This is a genomic window from Escherichia whittamii (assembly GCF_014836715.1).
GTDB lineage: Bacteria > Pseudomonadota > Gammaproteobacteria > Enterobacterales > Enterobacteriaceae > Escherichia > Escherichia whittamii.
Map to the genome: position 1 here is coordinate 123,846 of NZ_JACSQI010000011.1, position 25,796 is coordinate 149,641.

Consider the following 25,796-nt stretch of genomic DNA (forward strand, 5'->3'; position numbering starts at 1 on the left):
GTTATTCCGCGCCGCATAAATAATTCGGGGCGTTATTTCTAGCGCCCTTACAGCACAGCTTCCAGATCTATTACCCAAACCGCCAGTATATGTCCTGTGGCTTGCGTGCTTTTCTCGATTAAGTGAAAACAGGTCAGCTCTGCACGAGTCTGCAGAGCTAACCACAATAATTAGTACGTATTCGCTTTACGTGCCAACAGCGGAAATATCAACCCCAACCCCACCAGCACAAATGGCGTGGCGATATTCAGCGCTAGCTGGAAGGTCCACTCTGCAGTGAAGGCTTCCATTTTCGGGAAGATCCCCGTCAAACAGGCAAAAGCAGTAAAGGCAAAACACCAAATACCGACAGTCATCGCCAGAGACTTATTACGAATAAAGACATATTCCGGTTTATATTTCTGCGCCAGGCGAACTACTGCAATAAACGCCACGAACACCCACAAATAACGCAGTGGCATCACTACTGAGTTCAGATTGAGCAGCCATTTGTAGAGATTATTCATGTCACCAATACCCAGTGTTGGCAGCATAATCAAAATCGCCACCAGCGCCAGTGTCAGTAGATAACCATTAACCGGTGTACCTGAATCATTGGTACGGCACAATCTGGCTGGAATATATTTACTATCCGCATCACCTAATAACACTTTCAGAGGAGCATCGATGGAGAACACCAGGGCGGCGACTTGTCCCAGGGTATTTGCAATGGCGTAAATCACCATTAGGGTATTACCCATGTTGTAATACTCGCCAAGCTTCTGAAAAGCGTAATACTGACCGTTAGTCATTAAGTCATCAGGGATATTACGCGAGTCAAACATCATCCCCATCGCTAGTGAGCCCAGAATGGCACAAACTGCAACCATCACCGCCAGGCATAGCATCCCTTTTGGAAATTCTTTTCCTGGGTTGCGCGTCTGATTAACATAGGGAGAAATCTTCTCTGCACCGCCAACCGCGAAAACCAGCATTGAAATAGTGGTAATGTAGGTAAAATCGATATGGGGAATGAACGTTTCCCAGGTAATGTTCGTGGTCGCAATATGCACTTCAGTAATCGCAGGTGCGGTTACTGCCATCGCTACATACAGAAGCGACATGATAAACATCGCAATCCCTGCCACAGAACCGACGATTTTCAGCGATTTCATACCACGTGAAGCGACCCACATAAAGAAGACAAACAGCACCAGCGTTAACCCCTGTAACGCTACGACTGAATATTCTTTGATTAACGAACCGTCGCCTTTCATCGCCCAACCGAGCGCAATCAGAATGGCCTGTGGTTTTTGTGCCAGATAGGGTATATGCACCACCCAATAGGTCCACGCGGCAAGATAAGCCAGACCGGGGCCCATTGTATGTTTAATCCAGGTACTGACTCCACCTTTCCCATCTTTAAAGGTCGACCCCAACTGACCGACAATCAACGCATATGGTGTAAAATAGAGAGCAAATATAAACAGCCATGAAAAAACAACGACCAACCCCTGGTTGGCATAGTTATTAACAACGTTGCCAAAGCCCCAGACGGTAATAAAAGACATCAGTGCAATGTTGTACCAGCGCAACTGTTTTTCCTGAACGTTCCCAGCCATAAATCGATCCTTCGCCATTTTTTAATAGATATCTGTAAAACGAGGGATTATGCGCGGCTAACAAGAAGTACGAAAATAGCGGAATGCAAAATTACAGCCTGCTGCACAATTTATTTTTCCATAAATGAAATTTGGTAAAAACAAGTTGTATAGAGGAAACAAAAAAACAGAGTGTGATACAGCATGTTCACACTCTGCACTAATTCATTTACACATGAGCGACAGGTTTGGGGGTATGACCGGCGTTACGCAGCAGCATCAACAAGTAGATAAATGACACACTGGCAATCATAATAAATAATAATTTATCGGAAAAATTCTGCATTAGTATGGCGGTAAAAGACGGACCAAGCAGACTACCGACTGTATAACTCAACAGTAAGGCCTGATTCATCGCCACCAGTTGATGATGTTCAACCTTCTCACAAGCCCAGGCCATCGCTACTGGATACAGCGTAAAGCCCGCAGCACCGAGAATAAACAATGAAGGCGCCATCGCAGCCTGGCTTAACATTGCAATACTACCAAGAATGACAACAAAAACCTGAACGCGCAGTACCAGTAGGCGCCCAAATTTATCCGCCAGACGCCCAATAGGCCACTGCCCAAGGATTCCTGCGCTGACCAGTACAGCCATCCAGAAACCGATACTGGCGTTATTGATCCCCTGATGGTGAAGATACAATGGCATCAGACCATATAGAGAGCCAAGGACAATCCCGGAGATAATACAACCATTGACCCCAAGCCGTGCCTGGCGGAGTTTAAGCATTGATGTAATCGGCGTAGCCGGATGGTTTTCCGTTTGCTGATTCAAGATGCGAGTAAACAACAACGGTAAGATACCTGCCAGTATCAGACCCGTTGCCCACGGTAACACGGTCATCAGCTCAGTCGACACTTTGCTGACCAGTAACTGGCCTAAAAACGTCCCCACGTAATAAACCATCATATACGCAGCAAGCAGCCGCCCACGGTTACGGGACGTCCCACTGCACATCAGCGCGCTTTCCACCACGACCCAAATCATGGCGCAGCCAACGCCTGCAACGAAACGCCAGGCAAGCCAACTCCAGAAACCAGTCATCAAAGCAAGCCCGGCACAGCCCGCAGCAAAAATGAAGGAAGCAAGGTAATAGCTGCGATTAAACCCAAAGCGTTTAATGACATACCCTGTCAGTAAAGTACCGACCAGGTTGCCGGTAAAATAAGACGAACTGACGACGCCAACCTGCCATGTGGGCAAGTGTACCTGGGCGAGCCATAGCGGCACGAGTGTATTTAACACCGCGATCGCCAGAGTCAACAAAAGTAGGCCAGACAGCAAAAGCATGACAGGCCGGGTATACGTGGACATGAATGAAAACCGTGAGGAAGTTCAAATTTCATGCGCATCATGCCACCGCCAAAAACATTGTCAATGGGTGAAAATACGTACATAACGTAGCGGCACTATTATCGATTTATATTACTCATTCATAACACTAATAACGAAAAGATAATCAGTCTCATCTAATTGTTTTTATTGATCTAACATAAAGTTCATATGGTTAGTTCAGTCGAAAAATTTCATGGTCACAGCAAACCTGAATTTCCCGTCTATGCTTTCAGGGCAACGCATCGCGTCTGAACGATTTCAGGCGTACCACTGACTCTCGAAAGGAGAAGAGAATGACCAAACCGTATGTTCGTCTCGATAAAAATGATGCTGCTGTTTTGTTAGTTGATCATCAGGCCGGTTTACTTTCCCTTGTGCGGGATATTGACCCTGACAAATTTAAAAATAACGTGCTGGCGCTGGGTGACTTAGCAAAATATTTCAATCTCCCCACCATTCTCACCACCAGTTTTGAAACTGGTCCTAACGGCCCATTAGTCCCTGAGCTAAAAGCACAGTTTCCGGATGCACCGTATATTGCGCGTCCCGGAAATATTAACGCCTGGGATAACGAAGATTTTGTCAAAGCAGTTAAAGCGACAGGTAAAAAACAACTGATTATTGCAGGGGTGGTAACCGAGGTTTGCGTAGCATTCCCGGCGCTTTCGGCTATTGAAGAAGGGTTTGATGTCTTTGTGGTAACCGACGCTTCTGGAACCTTTAATGAGATTACCCGGCATTCAGCATGGGATCGTATGTCACAAGCTGGCGCTCAATTGATGACATGGTTCGGCGTGGCTTGTGAACTGCACCGCGACTGGCGTAACGATATTGAAGGACTGGCGACGTTGTTCTCTAACCACATTCCTGATTATCGTAATTTGATGACCAGTTATGACACGTTAACGAAACAGAAATAAGAGATAACCGGGGCCGAAACCCCGGTTATTACACCTTAACTGGCAACGGCCATGCCAACGGTCATATGCAAACCGTAGAATACCCCGCGGCCGATTAATTCCCCTGCGAGAAGCAGGATGAATGATACGGAAAGCAGAGGCACCGCAGGCTGAAAGCCTTTCACCTGCGGTGCAATCCACAAGCACAGTGCCACGGCCAAAAGTACAATCCGCCAGGACATCAGCGCACCGTAGTCAGGCACCAGTGCGGCAGCCTGTTGCACTGAACTATGAATGGTCGCCAGCTCCGCACCCTGCATTACTGACATCACGCCACTCACCACCAGTGCCAACACGGAAATTGCAGGCAGCAAACGCATCGCCCATCCATCGACGCCAGCCAGACTTAGTAACAGATAGCCCAGTAACGGGCCGCCCATAAACATGGTCAGGAAGAAGCCCATCGGCGTCCAGATGTTGTACCAGGTCGGTACAGTATCGATGCTGTTATAGACACGCACCATCATCCAGACAAAGACCACGCCGAGAACCATTGTCACCACCAGCCAAAGCGTGCGTAACGCCGGTGACAATTTTTTCAGCATCGCCAACAACCAACCGATTCCGCCTACGGCAAAAAAGATCGAACCGCTGGCGATTTCGTTACTCAGAGCTGAAGCCCCCACCCGGTTAAGTGAGTTGAAGGCGCGCATTGGTGAGCCAAGATGGAGCATAGAGGCGATAAACCCAATGCCCATCAGAACCCATAAGCCAAACATGCAGACGATAACGCGCTGCTGGGCTTCTGCTCGCAGGTTACCTTTGAGCAGCGCCAAAGCCAGAACGATAAAACCGCCCGCCACACATTGCCCGAAGACCGTGAAGATCATCAGCGGCCATTCATGCCATCCACTTCCCATCTCACACCTCCTTCGGGTTTGCCAGATAGCCAGTGGTATCCCCTGTTGGGCGGCTATTGGCGTTAGGTTTGATCACAATATTCGGTTTGGTGAAGTGCGCACGCGGCAACGGCGCAACAGCCGCCAGATCGCCGTGTTTTTTACGCAGCTCGTCGATAGGGCCGAAATCCAGCGCCCGTAGCGGGCAAGATTCGACGCAGATCGGTTTTTTACCTTCCGCGACGCGGTCATAGCAACCATCACATTTAGTCATATGACCTTTGGTTGCGTTGTACTGCGGTGCGCCATACGGGCAGGCCATATGGCAGTAACGACAGCCAATGCACACATCTTCATCGACAACGACAAAACCATCTTCACGTTTATGCATCGCGCCGCTTGGGCAGACTTTTGTACAAGCCGGATCTTCGCAGTGGTTGCATGAAATCGACAAATAGTAGGCAAATACGTTCTGATGCCAGACGCCGTTATCTTCCTGCCAGTCTCCACCAGCATATTCATAAATGCGGCGGAAACTAACTTCCGGCGTCAGATCTTTGTAGTCTTTACAGGCCAGCTCGCAGGTTTTGCAACCGGTGCAACGGCTGGAATCAATAAAAAATCCATACTGGGTTGTCATCGGTTACTCCTTACACCTTTTCAACCTGAACAAGGTTCGTATGTGATGGATTCCCCTTGGCAAGAGGAGACGGACGTTGAGTGGTCAGTACGTTAATACAACCGCCCTTATCGACGCGTTTCGCATCCGGGTCATACCAGGCACCTTCGCCCAATGCAACCACGCCCGGCATCATTCGTGGCGTCACTTTCGCCTCAATATGGACTTCACCACGATCGTTAAAGATCCGCACCTTATCGCCGTTGCTGATACCACGTTTTTGTGCATCGAGTGGGTTGATCCACATTTCCTGACGGCAAGCCGCTTTCAGCACGTCTACGTTGCCGTAGGTGGAGTGAACGCGGGATTTGTAATGGAAACCCGTAAGCTGCAGCGGATACTGTTTATTCAGAGGATCCTGATAACTTTCAAAGCCCGGTGTATAGATCGGCAGCGGATCGATCACATCGCCTTCCGGCAATTCCCAGGTGGCGGCAATGTCAGCCAACGCCTGTGAATAGATCTCAATTTTGCCCGATGGCGTGGTTAATGGATTAGCCTGCGGATCTTCACGGAAGGCTTTGTAAGCAACATGATGCCCTTGCGGATCGCGCTTTTTAAAGATCCCCTGTTTGCGGAACTCTTCAAAGGTTGGCAGTTCCGGAATCGCTTCGCGCGACTGGGCATACAGGTGACGCATCCACTCTTCCTGGGTACGACCTTCAGTAAACTGTTGCTCGACGCCAAGACGTTTTGCCAGTTCGCTGGTCATCTCGTAGATAGTCTTACATTCAAAGCGCGGTTTAATGACCTGGTCATTGAAAATGACGTAAGACATATTTCCGCAGGAAGCATCCAGCGCAAAGTCCATCTGTTCGGAGGCTGTGCAGTCCGGCAGCAGGATGTCAGCATATTTCGCCGATGAGGTCATGTGGCAGTCGATAACCACAATCAATTCACACTTCTTATCATCCTGGAGGATTTCGTGGGTACGGTTGATTTCCGAATGCTGGTTAATCAGACAGTTACCGGCATAGTTCCAGATCATCTTGATAGGAACATCCAGCTTATCTTTACCGCGCACACCGTCACGCAGCGCCGTCATTTCCGGGCCACGTTCAATGGCATCGGTCCACATAAACATGGAAATGCTGGTCTGAATCGGGTTTTCCAGGGTAGGCATCCGCACAAACGGTAAGCTGTATGAACCTTCTCGCGCACCGCTGTTACCACCGTTAATACCGACGTTCCCGGTGAGGATTGCCAGCATCGAAATGGCACGCGTGGCGATTTCGCCGTTGGCATGGCGCTGTGGTCCCCACCCCTGACTGATAAATGCCGGTTTGGTGCTACCGATTTCACGAGCAAGTTTGATGATTTTATCTGCCGGGATACCGGTAATTTGCGAGGCCCATTCCGGTGTTTTGGCAACACCGTCAGGCCCGTCACCCAGAATATACGCTTTGTAGTGACCATTTTTCGGCGCGCTGGCAGGCAACGTTTTTTCGTCGTAGCCGACACAATATTTGTCGAGGAATTCCTGATCAACCAGGTTTTCGGTGATCATGACATACGCCAGACCGTTAACCAGAGCAGCATCTGTTCCCGGACGAATCGGGATCCATTCATCTTCGCGTCCAGCGCCCGTGTCGGTATAGCGCGGATCGATAATGATCATACGAGCATTTGATTTTTGCCGCGCCTGCTCCAGGTAATAGGTCACCCCACCGCCGCTCATACGCGTCTCGCCAGGGTTGTTACCAAACAGCACCACCAGTTTACTGTTTTCGATATCTGACGGACTGTTGCCATCGGCCCAGCCGCCATAGGTATAGTTCAGACCTTCGGCTATTTGCGCGGAGGAGTAGTCACCATAATGGTTCAGATAACCGCCGCAGCAGTTCATCAAACGCGCTACCAGAGTATTTCCCGGCGGCCAGGAACGGGTCATAGTGCCGCCCAGCGTACCGGTACCATAGTTCAGATAGATGGATTCGTTACCGTACTCTTTAATCAGGCGCTGCATATTGGTGGCGATGATATCGTAGGCTTCTTCCCAGCTAATACGCTCGAATTTGCCTTCGCCACGAGCACCGACTCGTTTCATCGGATATTTCAGGCGGTCGGGATTGTAAACGCGGCGACGCATAGAACGCCCACGCAGGCACGCGCGCACCTGGTGCAGTCCGTCGTAATTGTCATCCCCGGTATTATCCGTTTCGACATATTTGATTTCACCGTCCACTACATGCATTCGCAGCGGACAGCGGCTGCCACAGTTAACTGTACAGGCGCTCCATATCACCTTTTCGTCTGAATTTTCCGGAGCAACACTATTAGCAGCGTGCACAATCCGGCTAAAGGGTAATGTTAACGCGCTGCTTGCCACCGCCAGGCCGCCAATCGCTGTCGTTTTTACCAAACCACGGCGACTCACCTCAGCAGCCAATACCGCATCAGGAATTTTCGTTTTCATAATGGCTCACTCAAGCTTGCTCACGATTGATTCCAGTAACAAACCGTATTGTGTGATTATTTCTATAGCTTTCGCTATATAGGTTTGTATACATCGAATAATTTGAAAATCAACAAGATACGAAGATTTTCACTCGAAAGTAGTATTGCGCTTAAGTCAGCTGTAATTATTGTTTGGTATCAAAGGGAGACAAAAAAAGCGCCCGAAGGCGCTTTATTGACTCAAAAAAATTGGATGTTAGCCAATATATTCCAGACCGTTCATATACGGGCGCAGAACTTCTGGTACTTCAATACGACCATCAGCTTGCTGATAGTTTTCCATTACCGCAACCAGCGTACGACCAACAGCCAGACCAGAACCGTTCAGGGTATGCACCAGACGGGTTTTCTTGTCAGACTTACTGCGGCAACGTGCCTGCATACGGCGCGCCTGGAAATCCCAGACGTTGGAGCAAGAAGAGATCTCGCGGTAGGTGTTCTGTGCCGGGATCCATACTTCCAGGTCGTAAGTTTTGCAAGCGCCAAAGCCCATGTCGCCGGTGCAAAGGATGATTTTACGGTACGGCAGGCCCAGCAGTTGCAGGACTTTTTCCGCATGACTAGTCATCTCTTCAAGCGCCGCCATTGAATCTTCCGGACGCACGATCTGAACCATTTCAACTTTGTCGAACTGGTGCATACGAATCAGACCACGGGTATCACGACCATAAGAACCAGCCTCAGAACGGAAGCATGGGGTATGAGCGGTCATTTTGATCGGCAGATCATCTTCATCGATGATTTCACCGCGTACCAGGTTGGTCAGCGGAACTTCTGCAGTTGGGATCAGCGCGTAGTTACTGGTATCAGCTTCTTCTTCCAGCGGACGAGTATGGAACAGATCGCCTGCAAACTTCGGCAGCTGACCAGTTCCGTACAGCGTATCCTGGTTAACCAAGTACGGGACATAGTTTTCGCTATAGCCGTGCTGCTCGGTGTGCAGGTCCAGCATAAACTGCGACAGTGCGCGGTGCATGCGAGCGATCTGCCCTTTCATCACCACAAAGCGCGAACCTGTCAGCTTAACCGCTGCCGCAAAGTCGAGGCCAGAGTGCATTTCACCCAGCGTCACGTGGTCACGAACTTCGAAGTCAAATTCACGCGGGGTACCCCAGCGACTGACTTCAACGTTGTCATTTTCATCTTTACCAACCGGCACTTCATCTGCAGGCAGGTTAGGGATTGTCAGCGCGATATCGCGAATTTCAGCCTGTAAAGCATCCAGCTCGGCTTTTGCTGCATCCAGCTCTTCGCCCAGTTTGTTCACTTCCAGACGTAAAGGCTCGATATCTTCCCCGCGCGCTTTCGCCTGGCCAATGGATTTCGATCGAGAGTTACGCTCTGCTTGCAGGTTTTCCGTTTTGACCTGCAATACTTTACGACGCTCTTCAAGAGCGCCCAGCTTATCTACATCCAGCTTAAAGCCCCGGCGTGCCAGTTTTTCAGCGACTGCGTCTGGCTCATTACGCAGCAGATTGGGATCGAGCATGCTTATCCTGTGCTTATCGAATTAAATAGGAGATGTGGCCACAGCCTGCGACCACAGGGATACAGTAACAACATTACCGCAACGATAACATTAACGGTAGCGTTTTATGGGGCTATTTTGATCCTGTTCAGCCAGCCAGGCGAGCTTTTCACCAATCTTGCCTTCAAGGCCTCTGTTTGTCGGGAAATAATAGCGCGTTTGTGCTATTTCCGGCGGGAAGTAAACCTCACCGGCAGCATAAGCGTTTGCTTCATCGTGGGCGTAACGATATTCCTGCCCGTAGCCCATTTCCTTCATCAGTTTGGTTGGCGCATTACGCAGGTGTACCGGCACGTCATAATCCGGACGTTCACGGGCATCAGCTAACGCGGCTTTAAACGCGGTGTAGACAGCGTTACTTTTTGGCGCGCAGGCCAGGTAAACAATCGCCTGGGCTATAGCGCGTTCACCTTCTGCCGGGCCTACGCGGGTAAAGCAATCCCAGGCAGCAATCGCCACCTGCATCGCACGCGGGTCGGCATTGCCCACATCTTCTGAAGCAATCGCCAGGCAGCGACGTGCGACATATAACGGATCACCGCCCGCAGTAATAATCCGCGCATACCAGTACAGCGCTGCATCGGGTGCGCTGCCGCGCACCGATTTATGCAGCGCGGAAATCAGATCGTAAAAGCGATCACCTTTGTTATCAAAACGAGCGCTACGCTCACCTGCAATTTCGGTGAGTAATTCAGGCTTCAGGACACGTTTGCCGCTGTCATCGACTTCGGCCATATCCGCCATCATTTCCAGCGTATTTAACGCCCGGCGCGCGTCGCCATTCACCAGTTCAGCAATAGCTCGTCGCGTCGAGTCTGGCAAAACTATATCCTGCCCACCGTAGCCGCGCGTTTTGTCTTCCATCGCCTGAGTTAGTACTTGCTCAATATCCTCGGTGGTCAGGGATTTGAGCAAATAGACCCGAGCACGCGAAAGCAAAGCTGAGTTAAGCTCAAATGACGGGTTTTCGGTTGTTGCACCAATAAACGTGATGGTGCCATCTTCAATATGTGGCAGAAATGCATCCTGCTGGCTTTTGTTGAAACGGTGAACTTCGTCAACAAAAAGAATAGTGCGGCGACCAGCATTGCGATTTTGCCGCGCGCGCTCTATCGCTTCGCGGATTTCTTTCACGCCAGAGGTGACAGCAGAAATACGTTCCACATCAGCATTTGCATAACGGGCGATCACTTCCGCGAGGGTCGTTTTACCGGTTCCCGGCGGCCCCCAGAGGATCATGGAATGCAGATGTCCGGCTTCGATAGCACGCGGCAACGGCTTCCCCGCAGCCAGCAAATGTTGCTGTCCGATATACTGTGCTAAATTTTCTGGCCGCATACGCGCGGCCAGAGGTTGAAAAGTATTATCCGAAAAATCGAGCGACAGGTTGCTCACTCAAGTGCCTCTACTTACGTTGATCATCTACCGTTACGCCTTGCGGCGGGGTGAAGGTAAATTTCGCTGCATCCACTGCCCCATTTTGCTGGGATCTCAGCTGATAACTGCTGCGTTGGTCATCCTGTTCCACCGCGCTGAACTGATGGATGGTGCCATCACGGCCCACGTTAATAGTGAACTGCTTCAGGTTGCCATTGCTGGTTTTAGGGGTCAGGACAAAATCATCGCCGTTCTGTTTGATGTTGTACTGCTGCCAGTCGCTGGACTGGTTACGTGCGATCAGCATAAATGGCGTATTGCCGGTGGCATCTTTCAGCCAGGTCGCCGTAGCCTGTTCAACAAACGGGTTATAGAACCACAATGTTTTACCGTCGGAAACCAGAATGCTTTCATCAGGTTGGGTCATATGCCAGTTGAACAAATTAGGGCGTTTGACCCACAAATCACCCTGACCTTCCTGCACCGCAGCACCGCTACCGTCAGTTACTTTTTGCGTAAAGCTGGCGTGGAAGCTGCTGACTTTATCCAGACGGCTTTTCAGATCGCTTGCGGCATCAGCCCAAACACTGGACGCCACTAAACTTGAGAGTAATGCACAGGTGATGGCAATTTTTTTCATCATTGTTCCTCAAATTACGTCACTCCCGATCGGGAGTTCCCTCTACTCTCTATTCCAGGCTAATAATCAGCTTGAGGAAAGAAGAAAATACTGAATTTTCAGTTGATAGAGTGCCGGATGCGACGCTATCGCGTCTTATCCGGCCTACGATGCACCAATTAGTCAAACGGCGGCGGGGCCAGCACTTCACGATTACCGTTGTGCCCCTGTTCGCTGACGATCCCCTGCGCTTCCATCTGTTCTACGATGCGCGCTGCACGGTTGTAACCGATGCGGAACTGACGCTGTACGCCGGAAATCGACGCTTTGCGTTTTTCAGTGACGAACGCCACTGCCTGATCGAACAGCGGATCCAGTTCTTCAGCACCGTCGAAACCACCTGCTCCGCCTTCGCTTTCGCTGTCGGAGGTGATGCCATCAACATACTGCGGACGACCGCGCGCTTTCCAGTCCTGCACCACGGCATGAACTTCCTGATCGCGAACAAAAGCACCATGAACACGTACCGGCATGGTTGAGTTCGGCCCGGAATAGAGCATATCCCCCATACCGAGCAGTGATTCCGCGCCAGCCTGATCAAGAATGGTACGTGAGTCTATCTTGCTGGATACGGTAAAGGCGATACGGGTTGGAATGTTCGCTTTAATCAGCCCAGTAATAACATCCACCGAAGGGCGCTGCGTTGCCAGCACGAGGTGAATACCTGCGGCACGGGCTTTTTGCGCCAGACGCGCAATCAGCTCTTCCACTTTTTTACCTACCGTCATCATCAGGTCGGCAAATTCATCCACCAGCACCACAATGTACGGCTCTTTTTTCAGCACCGGATGCTGCGCATCCATACTGTCACCTGGCTTCCAGTACGGGTCTGGAATCGGACGCATCATGCGATCGGCTTCAGCAATTTTTTCGTTATACCCCGCCAGATTACGCACACCCAGCGCAGACATCAGCTTATAACGACGTTCCATTTCATTTACGCACCAGCGCAATGCGTTGGCAGCATCTTTCATGTCGGTAACGACTTCCGTCAATAGATGCGGGATGCCTTCATAAACCGAAAGCTCCAGCATTTTCGGGTCGATCATAATGAAACGAACATCTTCCGGCTGCGCTTTATAGAGCATGCTCAGGATCATGGCGTTTACACCCACCGACTTACCGGAACCGGTGGTCCCCGCAACCAGCAAGTGAGGCATTTTGGCCAGATCGGCTACGACCGGATCGCCTGCGATATCTTTACCCAAAACAATCGTCAGCGGCGATGGATTATCACGGAACTTCGCGTTATCCAGTACTTCGCGCAGATAAACGGTTTGTCGTTTTTTGTTCGGCAACTCCAGACCTACGTAAGGTTTACCTGGAATGACTTCAACCACGCGCACCGCCACGGTCGACAATGAACGAGCAAGATCGCGTGACAGGTTAGAAATACGCGCTGCTTTTACGCCCGGCGCCAGATTCAACTCAAAGCGGGTGATAACTGGCCCAGGTGAATAGTTGACCACATCAGCTTTAATGCGGAAATCGGCCAGGCGCGCTTCTACCAGACGCGCCATTTGCTCAAGTGCAAAGGTATCTACCGGTTCAACTTCGCCTGGCGGTGGTGTCAGCAAATCCAGCGAGGGTAGTGGCGTCGTTGGTTTATGCAACGGACGGCTATCACCGTTACGCATTAACAACGGATGAAGTAGAGTATCCTGCGGCTGTGGCGCTACAGGTTGCTGCGGCGGCTGATATTGCGGCTGCGGCGCTATCGGTTGTTGCGGCTGCTGATAGTGCGGCTGCGACGCAACTGATTGTTGCGGCTGTTGATACTGCGGCTGCGGCGCTACCGGTTGTTGCGGCTGCTGAACAGGTTCAACAATGGGCGTAAACAGCGGCTCGTGTGGGCCATCATCCACCAACGCTTTCATCGGCGAAAATTCAAAATCATCCAGTGAGAATGGATTTGCTCCCGCAGGTTGTTCACCGGAATAACGTTGCTGTTGGGTTTGGGCAAACTGACGAGCCAGCTCAGCCTCTGCCGCTGCATCTTCATCTTCAGGATTAGCTGGCGCATCATGCTGATACTGTTCTCCATAGCGTTGCTGCTGTGCCTGGGCGAACTGACGTGCCAACTCATCTTGCTGCATCGCATCGATTTCATCATCGTTATACTGATCGCCAGAATCGTACTGATTACGCTGCGCTTCGCGAGCTTTCTCTTCGGCGGCTCGCTGTGAAGGTAGCTTAATGCCATACGATGCCAGTTCACGACGAGTCGGAACACGAATACGCTTTGGTCGTGGCAACTGCGGGCCTATACCCTCTTTCACTTGTGGTCGAGGCCCACCGCTGTTTGCCAGGCTAAAAACAGGCGCTGCAACCGTTGCGGCAGCACCTGTCGCCAGAGTCGCTTTCTTCACGCCTGATGCCAGCGGCGAAACAGCTGCCATGGCTTCTACCGGAGGGACTGCGGCGGTAGTCGGTGATGACTGAACAGATTTAGCTAACTGAACAGGTCTAACAGACTCAGGTTCTTTAACTGGCTCAGGAATAGGCTGATACCAGGCGGCGAGCTGTTCACGTTCGCGCGCACGCTTCTCTTCCACTTCTTCAAAATAGTAAAGCGGCGGACGCGCAGGTTTTGTTTCTTCAACAACCGGTTCAGGTTCTACAACAGGCGGCTGCTGACGCAACGTCTCCTGAACGGCTGGCTGCTGGTAAGTTTGCTCAGGCTGGTATGTAGACTGCGCCGCAAAAGTGGATTGCGCCTCTTCAGCTTGCCATGCGTTATCAGCCACTGGCTGTTCAGGCACTGGTGCATAATAAGGTTGTTGAACAGGTTGTTCCGCAACAGGCGCATAATATGGCTGCTGAACCGGCTGTTCAGGCACTGGCGCATAATATGGTTGTTGAACAGGTTGTTCAGGCGCAGGCGCATAATAAGGTTGTTGAACAGGCTGTTCCGCAGCAGGCGCATAATATGGCTGCTGTGACTGCACAGGTTGTTGCGGATAACCTTCCGGCGCAGGGGCAATGACCGACTCGCCCGTTTGCGGCCCCGCCACAGGCTGCCAGGCCACAGCCGGTTGTGCAGGAGGAACATCAACAGGCGGCGTCTGAGTAACAGGTTCAACCGGCGCAGCCCAGCTTTGCGTCGCCGTGGTAGCAGCAGCTGCTGCCACAACAGGTTCAGTAATTGGGGCGCCGTTTAATAATGGATCGTACTCGTCATATTCTGGCTGCGTTGCACGGTTGCCTGAAAAGAGGACATCATCAGGATCAGCGGCTACACCGCGCGCAGTGTAGGTAACGTCGTCTTCATCATCCATCCGCTTACCGGAGAACAATGCAGCGTCTGTTTGCCGCCCCATCGGATTGATGAATTTTTCCGCCAGACGTTTACGACGCGCTAACGCGCCACGAAGAATACGAGCACGGCGCGATTCATGCTGTTTGCCGTTCTTCTCATCTTCATACTCTTCGTCGTCTTCATACTCTTCTTCATCAACCCAGGTATCGTCGCGACGAGTGCGGTTACTGGCGAAAGTGAGGATGTTTAAAATCCAGCCGCCCAGTTTTTCGGCAATGGTCACCCAGGACCAGCCAGTAAACAACGTCAGGCCTGCCGCCCAAACACAGAGCAGCGCAATGGTCCCACCACTGCTGTGCAACAGCGGTTGCAGCGTAGTGCTTAATAAGCTACCGATTACGCCACCGGAGGCAAAATACCAGATGTCGTCCGCGTTGATTGCCGCAAGGCCACAGGACGTAAGGATAAGCGCCAGCACACCAATAATTCGTAGAGAAACGGCGAAATAGTCAACGTACTCGTCGCTGGCCTGATGACGCCAGGCAAACCAACAGCCGCCAACAATAATGACCGGGATGGTGTAAGCCATCACGCCAAAAATGAAGAACAGCGTATCTGCCAGCCACGCACCTGGCGCCCCGCCTAAATTATGGATAGGCTCATGCCAGGCCGTTTGCGACCAGCTGGGGTCCGAAGGGTTAAAGCTTAACAAGGCTGCCATCAACCAGACGGCAAACAGGACAATAAGAATCAGCAACGCCTCCAAAAGTCGGCGCCCGCTGCTTAACTTTGTCAATGTGACTTCTTTGTCTTCAGTGTATTCCTGGCTCAAGAAAGGCTCTCCAGGTTACAGGCTTTTCCTGCCCGATGCTAAAACGGACAACAGTACCAGGTTACCCCAGTACTGTTGCTGTATGGATTAACAGGAGTGTAATCAAAATACACTTATTTTGCACCTGTTCCGTGTTAGCGTGTCTTAATAACCAGACGATTACTCTGCTTGACTTCTTCCATAACAACGTATGTCCGTGTGTCATTGACGCCAGGCAGACGCAGCAGGGTTTCCCCTAGCAGCTTACGATAGGCTGACATATCCGGCACGCGTGTTTTCAACAGGTAGTCGAAATCACCGGATACTAAATGACACTCCTGAATTTCTTCAAGTTTTTGCACAGCAGTATTGAATTGTTCAAACACATCCGGAGCGCCACGATTCAGAGTAATCTCAACGAATACCAGAAGTGATGCATCCAGATAATGCGGGTTCAACAGCGCTGTATAGCCCTGAATAAACCCTTGTCTTTCCAGCCGACGCACACGCTCAAGGCACGGCGTTGGGGAAAGTCCCACACGTTTAGAAAGCTCGACGTTAGAAATACGCCCATCCTTTTGCAACTCATTAAGAATGTTACGATCGATACGGTCGAGATCTTTGCCAGGGCGCTTCTTGCTATCTACCATTATTATTGTCTCTCTGTATTCCTTCCCTACTCCTGTCTGACCCTGAAGACATCACTGTTCAGAGTCGCTACCTGTCACGATAGACCGAAATCATTAAGATTCACGGCTCGCAATGCCTGGGTCTACGGTGAGAAGACCGTTGCCTTGAGGCAGCTATCGACATCACGAATGGCGTCTGTCCACGCCATGCGTAGATTTCACTAGCACGGTAAACATGGTATTTACATGCATGATTATGCGCACATAACAATACTGTTTTTTTCTTCCTCGAATGTTTTCGCAAAACACCAGGTGATTGTCAAAGCAAAACATCGTTTTTTAGTACAACATGCCAGTTATTCATTAACAGTGACGTTTAATCATCATTTAATCGGCTTATAAACCGGAAAAATTAAGTAGCAGGCGTGATAATGACGGGAGAATTTGACACGCTTATCGCTTTTGTCGATTGCACAAATCGTTAACAAAATCGTCATACTCTTTTTTTACGTCTGTAAATTCCCTACAATCCTGCCCATTGTCTGCCAACAACTATGGGGATCTCATGGGCACGACCAAACACAGTAAACTGCTTATCCTGGGCTCAGGCCCGGCAGGATATACCGCGGCTGTCTACGCGGCACGCGCCAACCTGCAACCGGTACTGATTACCGGCATGGAAAAAGGCGGCCAGCTGACGACGACCACTGAAGTAGAAAACTGGCCTGGCGATCCAAACGATCTGACCGGCCCGCTGCTTATGGAACGTATGCATGAGCATGCTACCAAGTTTGAAACTGAAATTATTTTTGACCACATCAATAAAGTGGATCTGCAGAATCGTCCGTTCCGCCTGACTGGCGACAGCGGCGAATATACCTGCGATGCGCTGATTATTGCCACCGGGGCTTCTGCACGCTATCTCGGCCTGCCCTCTGAAGAGGCTTTTAAAGGTCGTGGTGTCTCTGCCTGTGCGACTTGCGATGGATTCTTCTATCGTAACCAAAAAGTGGCGGTCATCGGCGGCGGCAATACTGCGGTTGAAGAGGCGCTGTATCTGTCTAACATCGCTTCCGAAGTACATTTGATCCACCGCCGGGATGGTTTCCGTGCGGAAAAAATCCTCATTAAGCGTCTTATGGACAAAGTGGAGAATGGCAACATCATTCTGCACACTAACCGTACGCTGGAAGAAGTGATCGGCGATCAGATGGGCGTCACTGGCGTTCGTCTGCGCGATACGCAAAACAGCGATAATATCGAGTCTCTCGACGTTGCTGGTCTGTTTGTTGCTATCGGTCACAGTCCGAACACTGCTATTTTTGAAGGACAACTGGAACTGGAAAACGGCTACATCAAAGTACAATCGGGTATTCATGGTAATGCCACCCAGACCAGTATTCCGGGCGTTTTTGCCGCAGGTGACGTGATGGATCATATTTATCGCCAGGCCATTACTTCCGCCGGTACAGGCTGCATGGCGGCACTTGATGCGGAACGCTACCTCGACGGTTTAGCTGACAAAAAATAATTTTACAAATCAGTAACAAAAGTAAATAAGGCGACACCATGCGACTATGGGTCGCCTTTATTATTCCTCCGTTGTAACATTGCCCTGCAAAAAATTCTGATAACTCACCTGCTAAGCGTGCAATGAATAAATCCCGTCAAAAAGAGTTAACCCGCTGGTTAAAACAGCAAAGCGTCATCTCCCAACGTTGGCTGAATATTTCTCGTCTGCTGGGCTTTGTGAGCGGCATATTAATAATTGCCCAGGCCTGGTTTATGGCGCGAATTCTGCAACATATGATCATGGAGAACATTCCCCGAGAAGCCTTGCTGCTTCCCTTTACCTTGCTGGTGATGACCTTTGTGCTGCGTGCATGGGTGGTCTGGTTACGCGAACGGGTGGGCTATCACGCCGGGCAACATATTCGTTTTGCTATCCGCCGCCAGGTTCTTGACCGTTTGCAGCAGGCAGGGCCTGCCTGGATTCAGGGTAAACCTGCGGGGAGCTGGGCGACGCTGGTGCTCGAGCAAATTGACGATATGCATGATTACTACGCTCGCTACCTACCGCAAATGGCGCTGGCAGTCTCAGTACCACTACTGATTGTCGTCGCAATTTTCCCTTCTAACTGGGCCGCGGCACTTATTTTACTCGGCACTGCACCGTTAATTCCGTTGTTTATGGCTTTAGTTGGGATGGGTGCTGCCGATGCTAACCGACGTAACTTTCTCGCTCTTGCTCGCTTAAGTGGACATTTTCTCGATCGCCTGCGGGGCATGGAAACATTGCGTATTTTTGGTCGTGGTGAAGCTGAAATTGAAAGCATTCGCTCTGCTTCGGAAGATTTCCGCCAACGGACAATGGAAGTGCTACGGCTGGCGTTTTTATCCTCCGGCATTCTCGAATTTTTTACCTCGCTGTCGATTGCTCTGGTGGCGGTCTATTTTGGTTTCTCCTATCTCGGCGAGCTTGATTTCGGTCACTACAGCACGGGCGTGACGTTAGCTGCGGGCTTCCTTGCGTTGATCCTCGCTCCCGAGTTTTTCCAGCCGTTACGTGATCTCGGCACGTTTTATCATGCTAAAGCCCAGGCTGTTGGCGCAGCTGACAGCCTGAAAACATTTATGGAAACGCCCCTCGCCCATCCACAGCGTGGTGAAGTTGAGTTAACGTCTACCGAACCAGTGACCATCGAAGCCAAAGATCTGTTCATCACATCGCCTGAAGGTAAAACACTGGCTGGCCCGCTGAACTTTTCATTACCGGCAGGCAAACGTGCGGTACTGGTGGGACGAAGCGGATCAGGGAAAAGCTCACTATTGAATGCGCTTTCCGGTTTTCTCTCCTATCAGGGCTCGCTGCAGATCAACGGCATTGAATTGCGGGATTTATCTCCGGAATCATGGCGAAAACATCTCTCCTGGGTTGGTCAGAATCCGCAATTACCCGCGGCAACAGTACGAGACAACGTGCTGCTGGCGCGACCTGATGCCAGCGAACAAGAGTTACAAACAGCTCTGGATAACGCCTGGGTCAGCGAGTTTCTGCCACTCCTACCGCAAGGTATCGATACTCCCGTGGGCGACCAGGCTGCCCGCCTTTCCGTAGGTCAGGCACAACGTGTGGCAGTAGCGCGTGCATTACTTCATCCCTGCTCACTGTTATTACTGGATGAACCTGCAGCCAGCCTCGATGCACACAGCGAGCAGCGTGTGATGCAGGCGCTAAGTGCTGCCTCGCAGCGCCAGACAACGCTGATGGTCACCCACCAGTTAGAAGATCTTGCTGACTGGGATGTCATTTGGGTAATGCAGGATGGTCAGATTATTGAGCAAGGTTGTTACGCTGATTTAAGCGTCGCTAACGGTCCATTCGCCACGTTGCTGGCCCATCGTCAGGAGGAGATTTAAATGCGCGCGTTGCTTCCTTATCTGGCTCTGTATAAGCGTCATAAGTGGATGTTAAGCCTTGGTATTGTACTGGCAATTGTCACACTGCTGGCCAGTATCGGCTTGTTGACACTTTCTGGTTGGTTCCTCTCCGCCTCAGCGGTTGCAGGCGTTGCAGGACTGTACAGCTTCAATTATATGCTACCCGCTGCAGGCGTGCGTGGCGCAGCAATCACCCGTACCGCTGGGCGTTATTTTGAACGTCTGGTGAGCCATGACGCGACTTTCCGCGTGTTGCAACATCTGCGCATTTACACCTTCAGCAAATTGCTGCCCCTTTCCCCTGCCGGGCTGGCGCGCTATCGCCAGGGCGAGTTGCTCAACCGCGTCGTCGCCGATGTTGATACGCTCGATCATCTTTATTTGCGCGTTATCTCACCGCTGGTAGGGGCTTTTGTGGTGATTATGGTGGTGACTGTCGGGTTAAGTTTTCTTGATTTCACCCTCGCCTTCACGCTGGGCGGCATTATGTTGCTGACACTGTTCCTGATGCCGCCGCTGTTTTATCGTGCGGGAAAAAGCACCGGGCAAAATCTTACCCATCTTCGCGGTCAATATCGCCAACAGTTAACCGCCTGGCTGCAAGGACAAGCTGAATTGACCATTTTTGGTGCCAGCGATCGTTATCGCACGCAGTTAGAGAACACCGAAATTCAGTGGCTGGAAGCGCAGCGTCGTCAGTCCGAACTGACCGCGCTCTCGCAAGCAATTATGCTGTTGATTGGCGCGCTGGCGGTGATTCTGATGCTGTGGATGGCCTCCGGCGGCGTTGGCGGTAATAGCCAGCCAGGCGCGTTAATTGCGCTGTTTGTCTTCTGTGCACTGGCTGCATTCGAAGCCCTGGCTCCGGTGACAGGTGCATTTCAGCATCTGGGGCAAGTTATTGCTTCTGCCATGCGTATCACTGACTTAACGGACCAAAAACCAGAAGTGACCTTTCCGGATACTCAGTCCGCCGTTCCCGAGCAGGTTTCCCTGACGTTACGGGATGTTGCGTTCACTTATCCGGAACAATCCCAACAAGCGCTTAAAGGGATTTCTCTTCAGGCAAACGCCCGCGAACATATTGCGATTCTCGGGCGAACCGGATGCGGCAAATCAACATTGTTACAACTGCTAACCCGCGCATGGGACCCGCAACAGGGTGAGATTTTGCTTAACGGCAGCCCGATCGCAGACCTGAATGAATCGACATTGCGCCAGACCATCAGCGTTGTGCCGCAGCGAGTGCATCTGTTTAGCGCCACACTGCGCGATAATCTGTTACTCGCCGCACCTGGCGCTACTGATGACACTCTAGCTGAAATTCTCCGTCGCGTCGGTCTGGAGAAACTACTCGAAGACGCAGGGCTTAACAGTTGGTTGGGAGAAGGTGGACGTCAGCTTTCCGGCGGCGAACTGCGTCGTCTGGCTATCGCCCGTGCGCTATTGCACGATGCGCCGTTGGTATTGCTGGATGAACCAACTGAAGGCTTAGATGCCACAACTGAAAGTCAGATCCTCGAATTACTGGCTGAAATGATGCGAGAGAAAACGCTATTAATGGTTACACATCGGCTGCGTGGACTTTCACATTTTCAGCAAATAATAGTGATGGACAACGGGCAAATTATTGAACAAGGTACTCATGCAGAACTGCTTGCCAGACAGGGGCGTTATTACCAGTTTAAGCAGGGTTTGTAAGCTATTATTGAACGATCCGACTTGCGTAGTGGAGTTTTGCAGTCATGCGCCTGGTTCAGCTTTCTCGCCATTCAATAGCCTTCCCTTCCCCGGAAGGCGCATTACGTGAGCCTAACGGCCTGCTGGCGCTGGGAGGCGATCTCAGCCCTGCGCGGCTACTCATGGCTTATCAGCGCGGTATTTTCCCATGGTTTTCTCCGGGCGATCCTATTCTCTGGTGGTCGCCTGATCCACGTGCGGTTTTATGGCCAGAATCACTGCATATAAGCCGCAGCATGAAACGTTTTCATAAGCGCTCCCCCTATCGCGTCACGCTGAATTACGCGTTTGGTCAGGTTATTGAAGGCTGCGCCAGCGATCGCGAAGAAGGAACATGGATAACGCGAGACGTCGTCGAAGCCTACCATCGCCTTCACGAGTTGGGCCATGCCCATTCCATAGAAGTGTGGCGTGAAGGCGAACTTGTCGGCGGCATGTACGGCGTGGCGCAGGGAACACTGTTTTGTGGCGAGTCGATGTTCAGCCGCATGGAGAATGCCTCGAAAACGGCGCTCCTGGTTTTTTGTGACGAATTTATCCGTCATGGCGGTAAGCTTATCGACTGCCAGGTATTAAATGACCATACTGCCTCGCTTGGCGCCTGCGAAATTCCTCGTCGGGATTACCTCAATTATCTCTATCAACTGCGCCTCGAACGGTTACCAAATAATTTCTGGGTACCACGGCGATTGTTTTCACCACAAGAATGAATGTTTTCGGCACATTTCTCCCCAGAGTGTTATAATTGCGGTCGCAGAGTTGGTTATGCTCATTACTCCGCTGCCGATAAGGAACTTTTCGCGTCAGGTAACGCCCATCGTTTATCTCACCGCTCCCTTATACGTTGCGCTTATAGTGCGGCTTAGCCGTGTGTTTTCGGAGTTATGTGCCAAACCTGTTTGTTGCGAATTAGCGCACAAATCTTTACTTATTTACAGAACTTCGGCATTATCTTGCCGGTTCAAATTACGGTAGTGATACCCCAGAGGATTAGATGGCCAAAGAAGACAATATTGAAATGCAAGGTACCGTTCTGGAAACGTTGCCTAATACCATGTTCCGCGTAGAGTTAGAAAACGGTCACGTGGTTACTGCACACATCTCCGGTAAAATGCGCAAAAACTACATCCGCATCCTGACGGGCGACAAAGTGACTGTTGAACTGACCCCGTACGACCTGAGCAAAGGCCGCATTGTCTTCCGTAGTCGCTGATTGTTTTACCGCCTGATAGGCGAAGAGAAAGAACGAGTAAAAGGTCGGTTTAACCGGCCTTTTTTGCGTTTGGAGTTATGGGGAGTAAATCCTGGAGGATGGAGCGTTGAGTTTGAAAACTGCCTGTACGGCAGTGAACAGGCAGTTCACCGTTTCGAAATGAACGTATCCTTTCTAAGCTGCCTGTACGGCAGTGAACCCTGAGTTAACCTTATCCCAAATCTGGTTTGCTTTCTAAGCTGCCTGTACGGCAGTGAACTTACCCACGACGTTAAACTGGTTACGGATACGTTTTCTAAGCTGCCTGTACGGCAGTGAACGCACTGCTGAATGTCGTGCTGCTGTTGCGTTCTTTCTAAGCTGCCTGTACGGCAGTGAACATAATGTTTGCGGTCATGCGCCCCCCTTGTTGCTTTCTAAGCTGCCTGTACGGCAGTGAACATTGATCCGCCTCAAGAGCTTCGCATCGCTGCTTTTCTAAGCTGCCTGTACGGCAGTGAACTTAACGAGGTACAGTGGTGCAAAAACAAATTATTTTCTAAGCTGCCTGTACGGCAGTGAACATTAATCGCGGCGTCAACGCTGCTGCGTTTCTTTTTCTAAGCTGCCTGTACGGCAGTGAACATTTCCAGCGCATAGCCCTGCATACGCCACCATTTCTAAGCTGCCTGTACGGCAGTGAACCGTGGGCGCCGACAGGGTAACCGCCTCACGCTTTTCTAAGCTGCCTGTACGGCAGTGAACGCATCTGCTCACTACAGCTTATCCAACCATCAGTTTCTAAGCTGCCTGTACGGCAGTGAACGTAAAGTCGAAGGCACGCACACTCTCATCTAATTTCTAAGCTGCCTGTACGGCAGTGAACTTGAAATGTTGGTGACGCGATGTTTTGAAGCTGATTTCTAAGCTGCCTGTACGGCAGTGAACACGACAGTTGACGCGGATCTGTTCTCCAATCTTTTCTAAGCTGCCTGTACGGCAGTGAACGGAAGAGGCTGGCGAGCAGGACGACGGCGAGTTTTCTAAGCTGCCTGTACGGCAGTGAACGGAAGAGGCTGGCGAGCAGGACGACGGCGAGTTTTCTAAGCTGCCTGTACGGCAGTGAACTGACGACTATTTGCGAATATTTGGCAGAAAGCTTTCTAAGCTGCCTGTACGGCAGTGAACTGACGACTATTTGCGAATATTTGGCAGAAAGCTTTCTAAGCTGCCTGTACGGCAGTGAACACTGGAGGTACATGCGCCTAATTTCATCAAGTTTTCTAAGCTGCCTGTACGGCAGTGAACTCTTAATTGCTCTCAAAAGATTTGATCCCTTGTTTCTAAGCTGCCTGTACGGCAGTGAACAACAAAACGGTTTCTTTGAATATGTTATTTTTTTTCTAAGCTGCCTGTACGGCAGTGAACAGCGCGACTCGAAAATGTTATGTCTGGAATGTTTTCTAAGCTGCCTGTACGGCAGTGAACTGGATCAGTTCAAACACGCCATAGCCGATGCCTTTCTAAGCTGCCTGTACGGCAGTGAACCGTGAGCGCCTCTCTTCTTCCCGCACATTACATTTCTAAGCTGCCTGTACGGCAGTGAACGCAATGAACGTCAGGTTGTCGCCGCTCTGCGTTTTCTAAGCTGCCTGTACGGCAGTGAACTTAGTGTCAGTAGCTGGCCTGGGGAATTTGTGTTTCTAAGCTGCCTGTACGGCAGTGAACACGGCAGCAGCCTGAATGATTGCAGGCACTCCTTTCTAAGCTGCCTGTACGGCAGTGAACTCTGTTTTTCGTCAGCAGGATTAAACCAGGTTTTTCTAAGCTGCCTGTACGGCAGTGAACCGGAGGTGTTCACAATGCGATCTGTTCGTGTCTTTCTAAGCTGCCTGTACGGCAGTGAACACGCTGGCGGCGCTGCGGGAGTAGTCCTGGTATTTCTAAGCTGCCTGTACGGCAGTGAACAGTGGCGCACGAAAAATTTCTTACCCGTATTGTTTCTAAGCTGCCTGTACGGCAGTGAACGCACATTAAATGACGACAACATCACCCAGGCTTTTCTAAGCTGCCTGTACGGCAGTGAACACGATCACGCTCATGTTCCTGGCTATTGTCGGCTTTCTAAGCTGCCTGTACGGCAGTGAACATCGTACTGGCCTGTACTTCGGCACCAGTTTCTTTCTAAGCTGCCTGTACGGCAGTGAACTCCGGTGGTGATGATTTCCTCTCGTTATCGGATTTCTAAGCTGCCTGTACGGCAGTGAACGGGAGAGAGATACAAACAAGCATGGCGCGGCGTTTCTAAGCTGCCTGTACGGCAGTGAACAAAATGAATGAACAGCAATTCACGCAATTAATTTTCTAAGCTGCCTGTACGGCAGTGAACTACGTTGTCTGACGGGAATATTACTGCTGAGTTTTCTAAGCTGCCTGTACGGCAGTGAACACAGGGTGCCGTATATTCCGTTCTCTGGCACCTTTCTAAGCTGCCTGTACGGCAGTGAACCACGTGCGAGGCCTCTTTTTTCTGCACTTTCTTTTCTAAGCTGCCTGTACGGCAGTGAACATTTCGCGTCGCTGTGCGCCATGCGCCCCTGTTTTCTAAGCTGCCTGTACGGCAGTGAACATACAGCACACACGGCGGCGCGCTGGTGGACTTTTCTAAGCTGCCTGTACGGCAGTGAACATTTCGCGTCGCTGTGCGCCATGCGCCCCTGTTTTCTAAGCTGCCTGTACGGCAGTGAACAACTCCTCACCGATAGGGATCGCCACGTGCGATTTCTAAGCTGCCTGTACGGCAGTGAACTGGAATAATAGCAGACTATCCGATTGATTTACTGTTAAAACTTACAAAATCGCCGAGTCATACCCTTTTTCCAGACTTCAAAATAGCAATAAACAAAATCAATGAGTTACATTTCACCCTGAAAAAAGGGTCGATCGGTACTTCTTCAATTTCATATTTTCTACATAGCTTTTGATAAACAATTGACCAGAACGCATACGGTCATAATCTCGGTCGAACGAATCGTGTGTTCATTGCATAACCAAACAAACCAATCTAAATAAATTCTTCTTGACCGTTTTACTCCAACTCCCTATAGTAGCGCCCCGTTGCCACCCATGAGGTCAGGCAGCAAAACAATCTGGTGAGGTGTCCGAGTGGCTGAAGGAGCACGCCTGGAAAGTGTGTATACGGCAACGTATCCGGGGTTCGAATCCCC

General features: G+C 50.8%; 16 protein-coding genes, 1 pseudogene and 1 CRISPR repeat array. Of the genes and pseudogenes, 7 read left to right on the top strand and 10 right to left on the bottom strand.

The features are described from left to right. Positions 1-59: 59 nt before the first annotated feature. Positions 60-122 (top strand): annotated as a pseudogene (locus H9644_RS16655) (LysR substrate-binding domain-containing protein); the annotation flags it as partial. A 48-nt stretch (positions 123-170) separates the two neighbouring features. On the opposite strand, the gene H9644_RS16660 reads toward H9644_RS16655, so the two are convergent. Together H9644_RS16660 and H9644_RS16665 are read right to left on the bottom strand one after the other, a co-directional pair. Further along, on the bottom strand, positions 171-1,601 hold the full coding sequence (locus H9644_RS16660) for an APC family permease (protein ID WP_191775450.1): 1,431 nt from the start codon (positions 1,599-1,601) through the stop codon (positions 171-173). 208 nt (positions 1,602-1,809) lie between these two features. After that, positions 1,810-2,958: an MFS transporter gene (locus H9644_RS16665; RefSeq protein WP_191775452.1), complete on the bottom strand. Its 1,149-nt coding sequence runs from the start codon at positions 2,956-2,958 to the stop codon at positions 1,810-1,812. Between the two features lie 314 nt (positions 2,959-3,272). Here H9644_RS16665 and ycaC point away from each other — a divergent pair, with 314 nt between their 5' ends. Beyond that, positions 3,273-3,899 (top strand): isochorismate family cysteine hydrolase YcaC, encoded by a 627-nt coding sequence (gene ycaC / locus H9644_RS16670; RefSeq protein ID WP_012133028.1) that lies wholly within the window; start codon positions 3,273-3,275, stop codon positions 3,897-3,899. 35 nt (positions 3,900-3,934) lie between these two features. Here the strand turns inward: ycaC and dmsC are convergent, their stop codons facing one another. The 8 genes from dmsC to lrp all read right to left on the bottom strand — a co-directional run bounded on the left by dmsC (position 3,935) and on the right by lrp (position 16,217). Then, positions 3,935-4,798, bottom strand: a complete 864-nt coding sequence (dmsC, locus tag H9644_RS16675; RefSeq protein WP_064528313.1) for a dimethyl sulfoxide reductase anchor subunit DmsC — start codon at positions 4,796-4,798, stop codon at positions 3,935-3,937. Position 4,799: 1 nt separating this feature from the next. Beyond that, positions 4,800-5,417: a dimethylsulfoxide reductase iron-sulfur subunit DmsB gene (gene dmsB / locus H9644_RS16680; RefSeq protein ID WP_000213094.1), complete on the bottom strand. Its 618-nt coding sequence runs from the start codon at positions 5,415-5,417 to the stop codon at positions 4,800-4,802. A 10-nt stretch (positions 5,418-5,427) separates the two neighbouring features. Further along, positions 5,428-7,872, bottom strand: coding sequence for a dimethylsulfoxide reductase subunit A (dmsA, locus tag H9644_RS16685; protein WP_064528309.1), 2,445 nt, complete (start codon positions 7,870-7,872; stop codon positions 5,428-5,430). 237 nt (positions 7,873-8,109) lie between these two features. Next, on the bottom strand, positions 8,110-9,402 hold the full coding sequence (serS, locus tag H9644_RS16690) for a serine--tRNA ligase (RefSeq protein ID WP_064528306.1): 1,293 nt from the start codon (positions 9,400-9,402) through the stop codon (positions 8,110-8,112). 90 nt (positions 9,403-9,492) lie between these two features. Beyond that, on the bottom strand, positions 9,493-10,836 hold the full coding sequence (rarA, locus tag H9644_RS16695; RefSeq protein ID WP_064528304.1) for a replication-associated recombination protein RarA: 1,344 nt from the start codon (positions 10,834-10,836) through the stop codon (positions 9,493-9,495). 10 nt (positions 10,837-10,846) lie between these two features. After that, positions 10,847-11,458 carry an outer membrane lipoprotein chaperone LolA gene (gene lolA / locus H9644_RS16700; RefSeq protein ID WP_064528301.1) on the bottom strand — a complete coding sequence of 204 codons (612 nt, stop codon included), beginning with the start codon at positions 11,456-11,458 and terminating at the stop codon, positions 10,847-10,849. Between the two features lie 158 nt (positions 11,459-11,616). Beyond that, on the bottom strand, positions 11,617-15,588 hold the full coding sequence (locus H9644_RS16705; protein WP_064528298.1) for a DNA translocase FtsK: 3,972 nt from the start codon (positions 15,586-15,588) through the stop codon (positions 11,617-11,619). 134 nt (positions 15,589-15,722) lie between these two features. After that, a complete protein-coding gene (gene lrp / locus H9644_RS16710) occupies positions 15,723-16,217 on the bottom strand; it encodes a leucine-responsive transcriptional regulator Lrp (RefSeq protein WP_000228473.1) in 495 nt (164 codons plus the stop codon). A 544-nt stretch (positions 16,218-16,761) separates the two neighbouring features. Between lrp and trxB the strand changes: the two genes are divergently transcribed. The 5 genes from trxB to infA all read left to right on the top strand — a co-directional run bounded on the left by trxB (position 16,762) and on the right by infA (position 22,590). Further along, positions 16,762-17,727 (top strand): thioredoxin-disulfide reductase, encoded by a 966-nt coding sequence (gene trxB, locus H9644_RS16715; protein ID WP_064528295.1) that lies wholly within the window; start codon positions 16,762-16,764, stop codon positions 17,725-17,727. Between the two features lie 122 nt (positions 17,728-17,849). Then, positions 17,850-19,616 (top strand): heme ABC transporter permease/ATP-binding protein CydD, encoded by a 1,767-nt coding sequence (cydD, locus tag H9644_RS16720; RefSeq protein ID WP_064528292.1) that lies wholly within the window; start codon positions 17,850-17,852, stop codon positions 19,614-19,616. Continuing rightward, entirely contained in the window at positions 19,617-21,338 is a 1,722-nt protein-coding gene (gene cydC / locus H9644_RS16725) for a heme ABC transporter ATP-binding protein/permease CydC (protein ID WP_191775454.1), read from the top strand. A 44-nt stretch (positions 21,339-21,382) separates the two neighbouring features. Continuing rightward, on the top strand, positions 21,383-22,087 hold the full coding sequence (aat, locus tag H9644_RS16730; RefSeq protein WP_064528286.1) for a leucyl/phenylalanyl-tRNA--protein transferase: 705 nt from the start codon (positions 21,383-21,385) through the stop codon (positions 22,085-22,087). A gap of 284 nt (positions 22,088-22,371) precedes the next feature. Beyond that, positions 22,372-22,590, top strand: coding sequence for a translation initiation factor IF-1 (gene infA, locus H9644_RS16735; protein WP_001040187.1), 219 nt, complete (start codon positions 22,372-22,374; stop codon positions 22,588-22,590). Between the two features lie 111 nt (positions 22,591-22,701). Continuing rightward, positions 22,702-25,378: a CRISPR direct-repeat array (repeat unit 28 nt; unit sequence TTTCTAAGCTGCCTGTACGGCAGTGAAC). Positions 25,379-25,796: the final 418 nt, after the last annotated feature.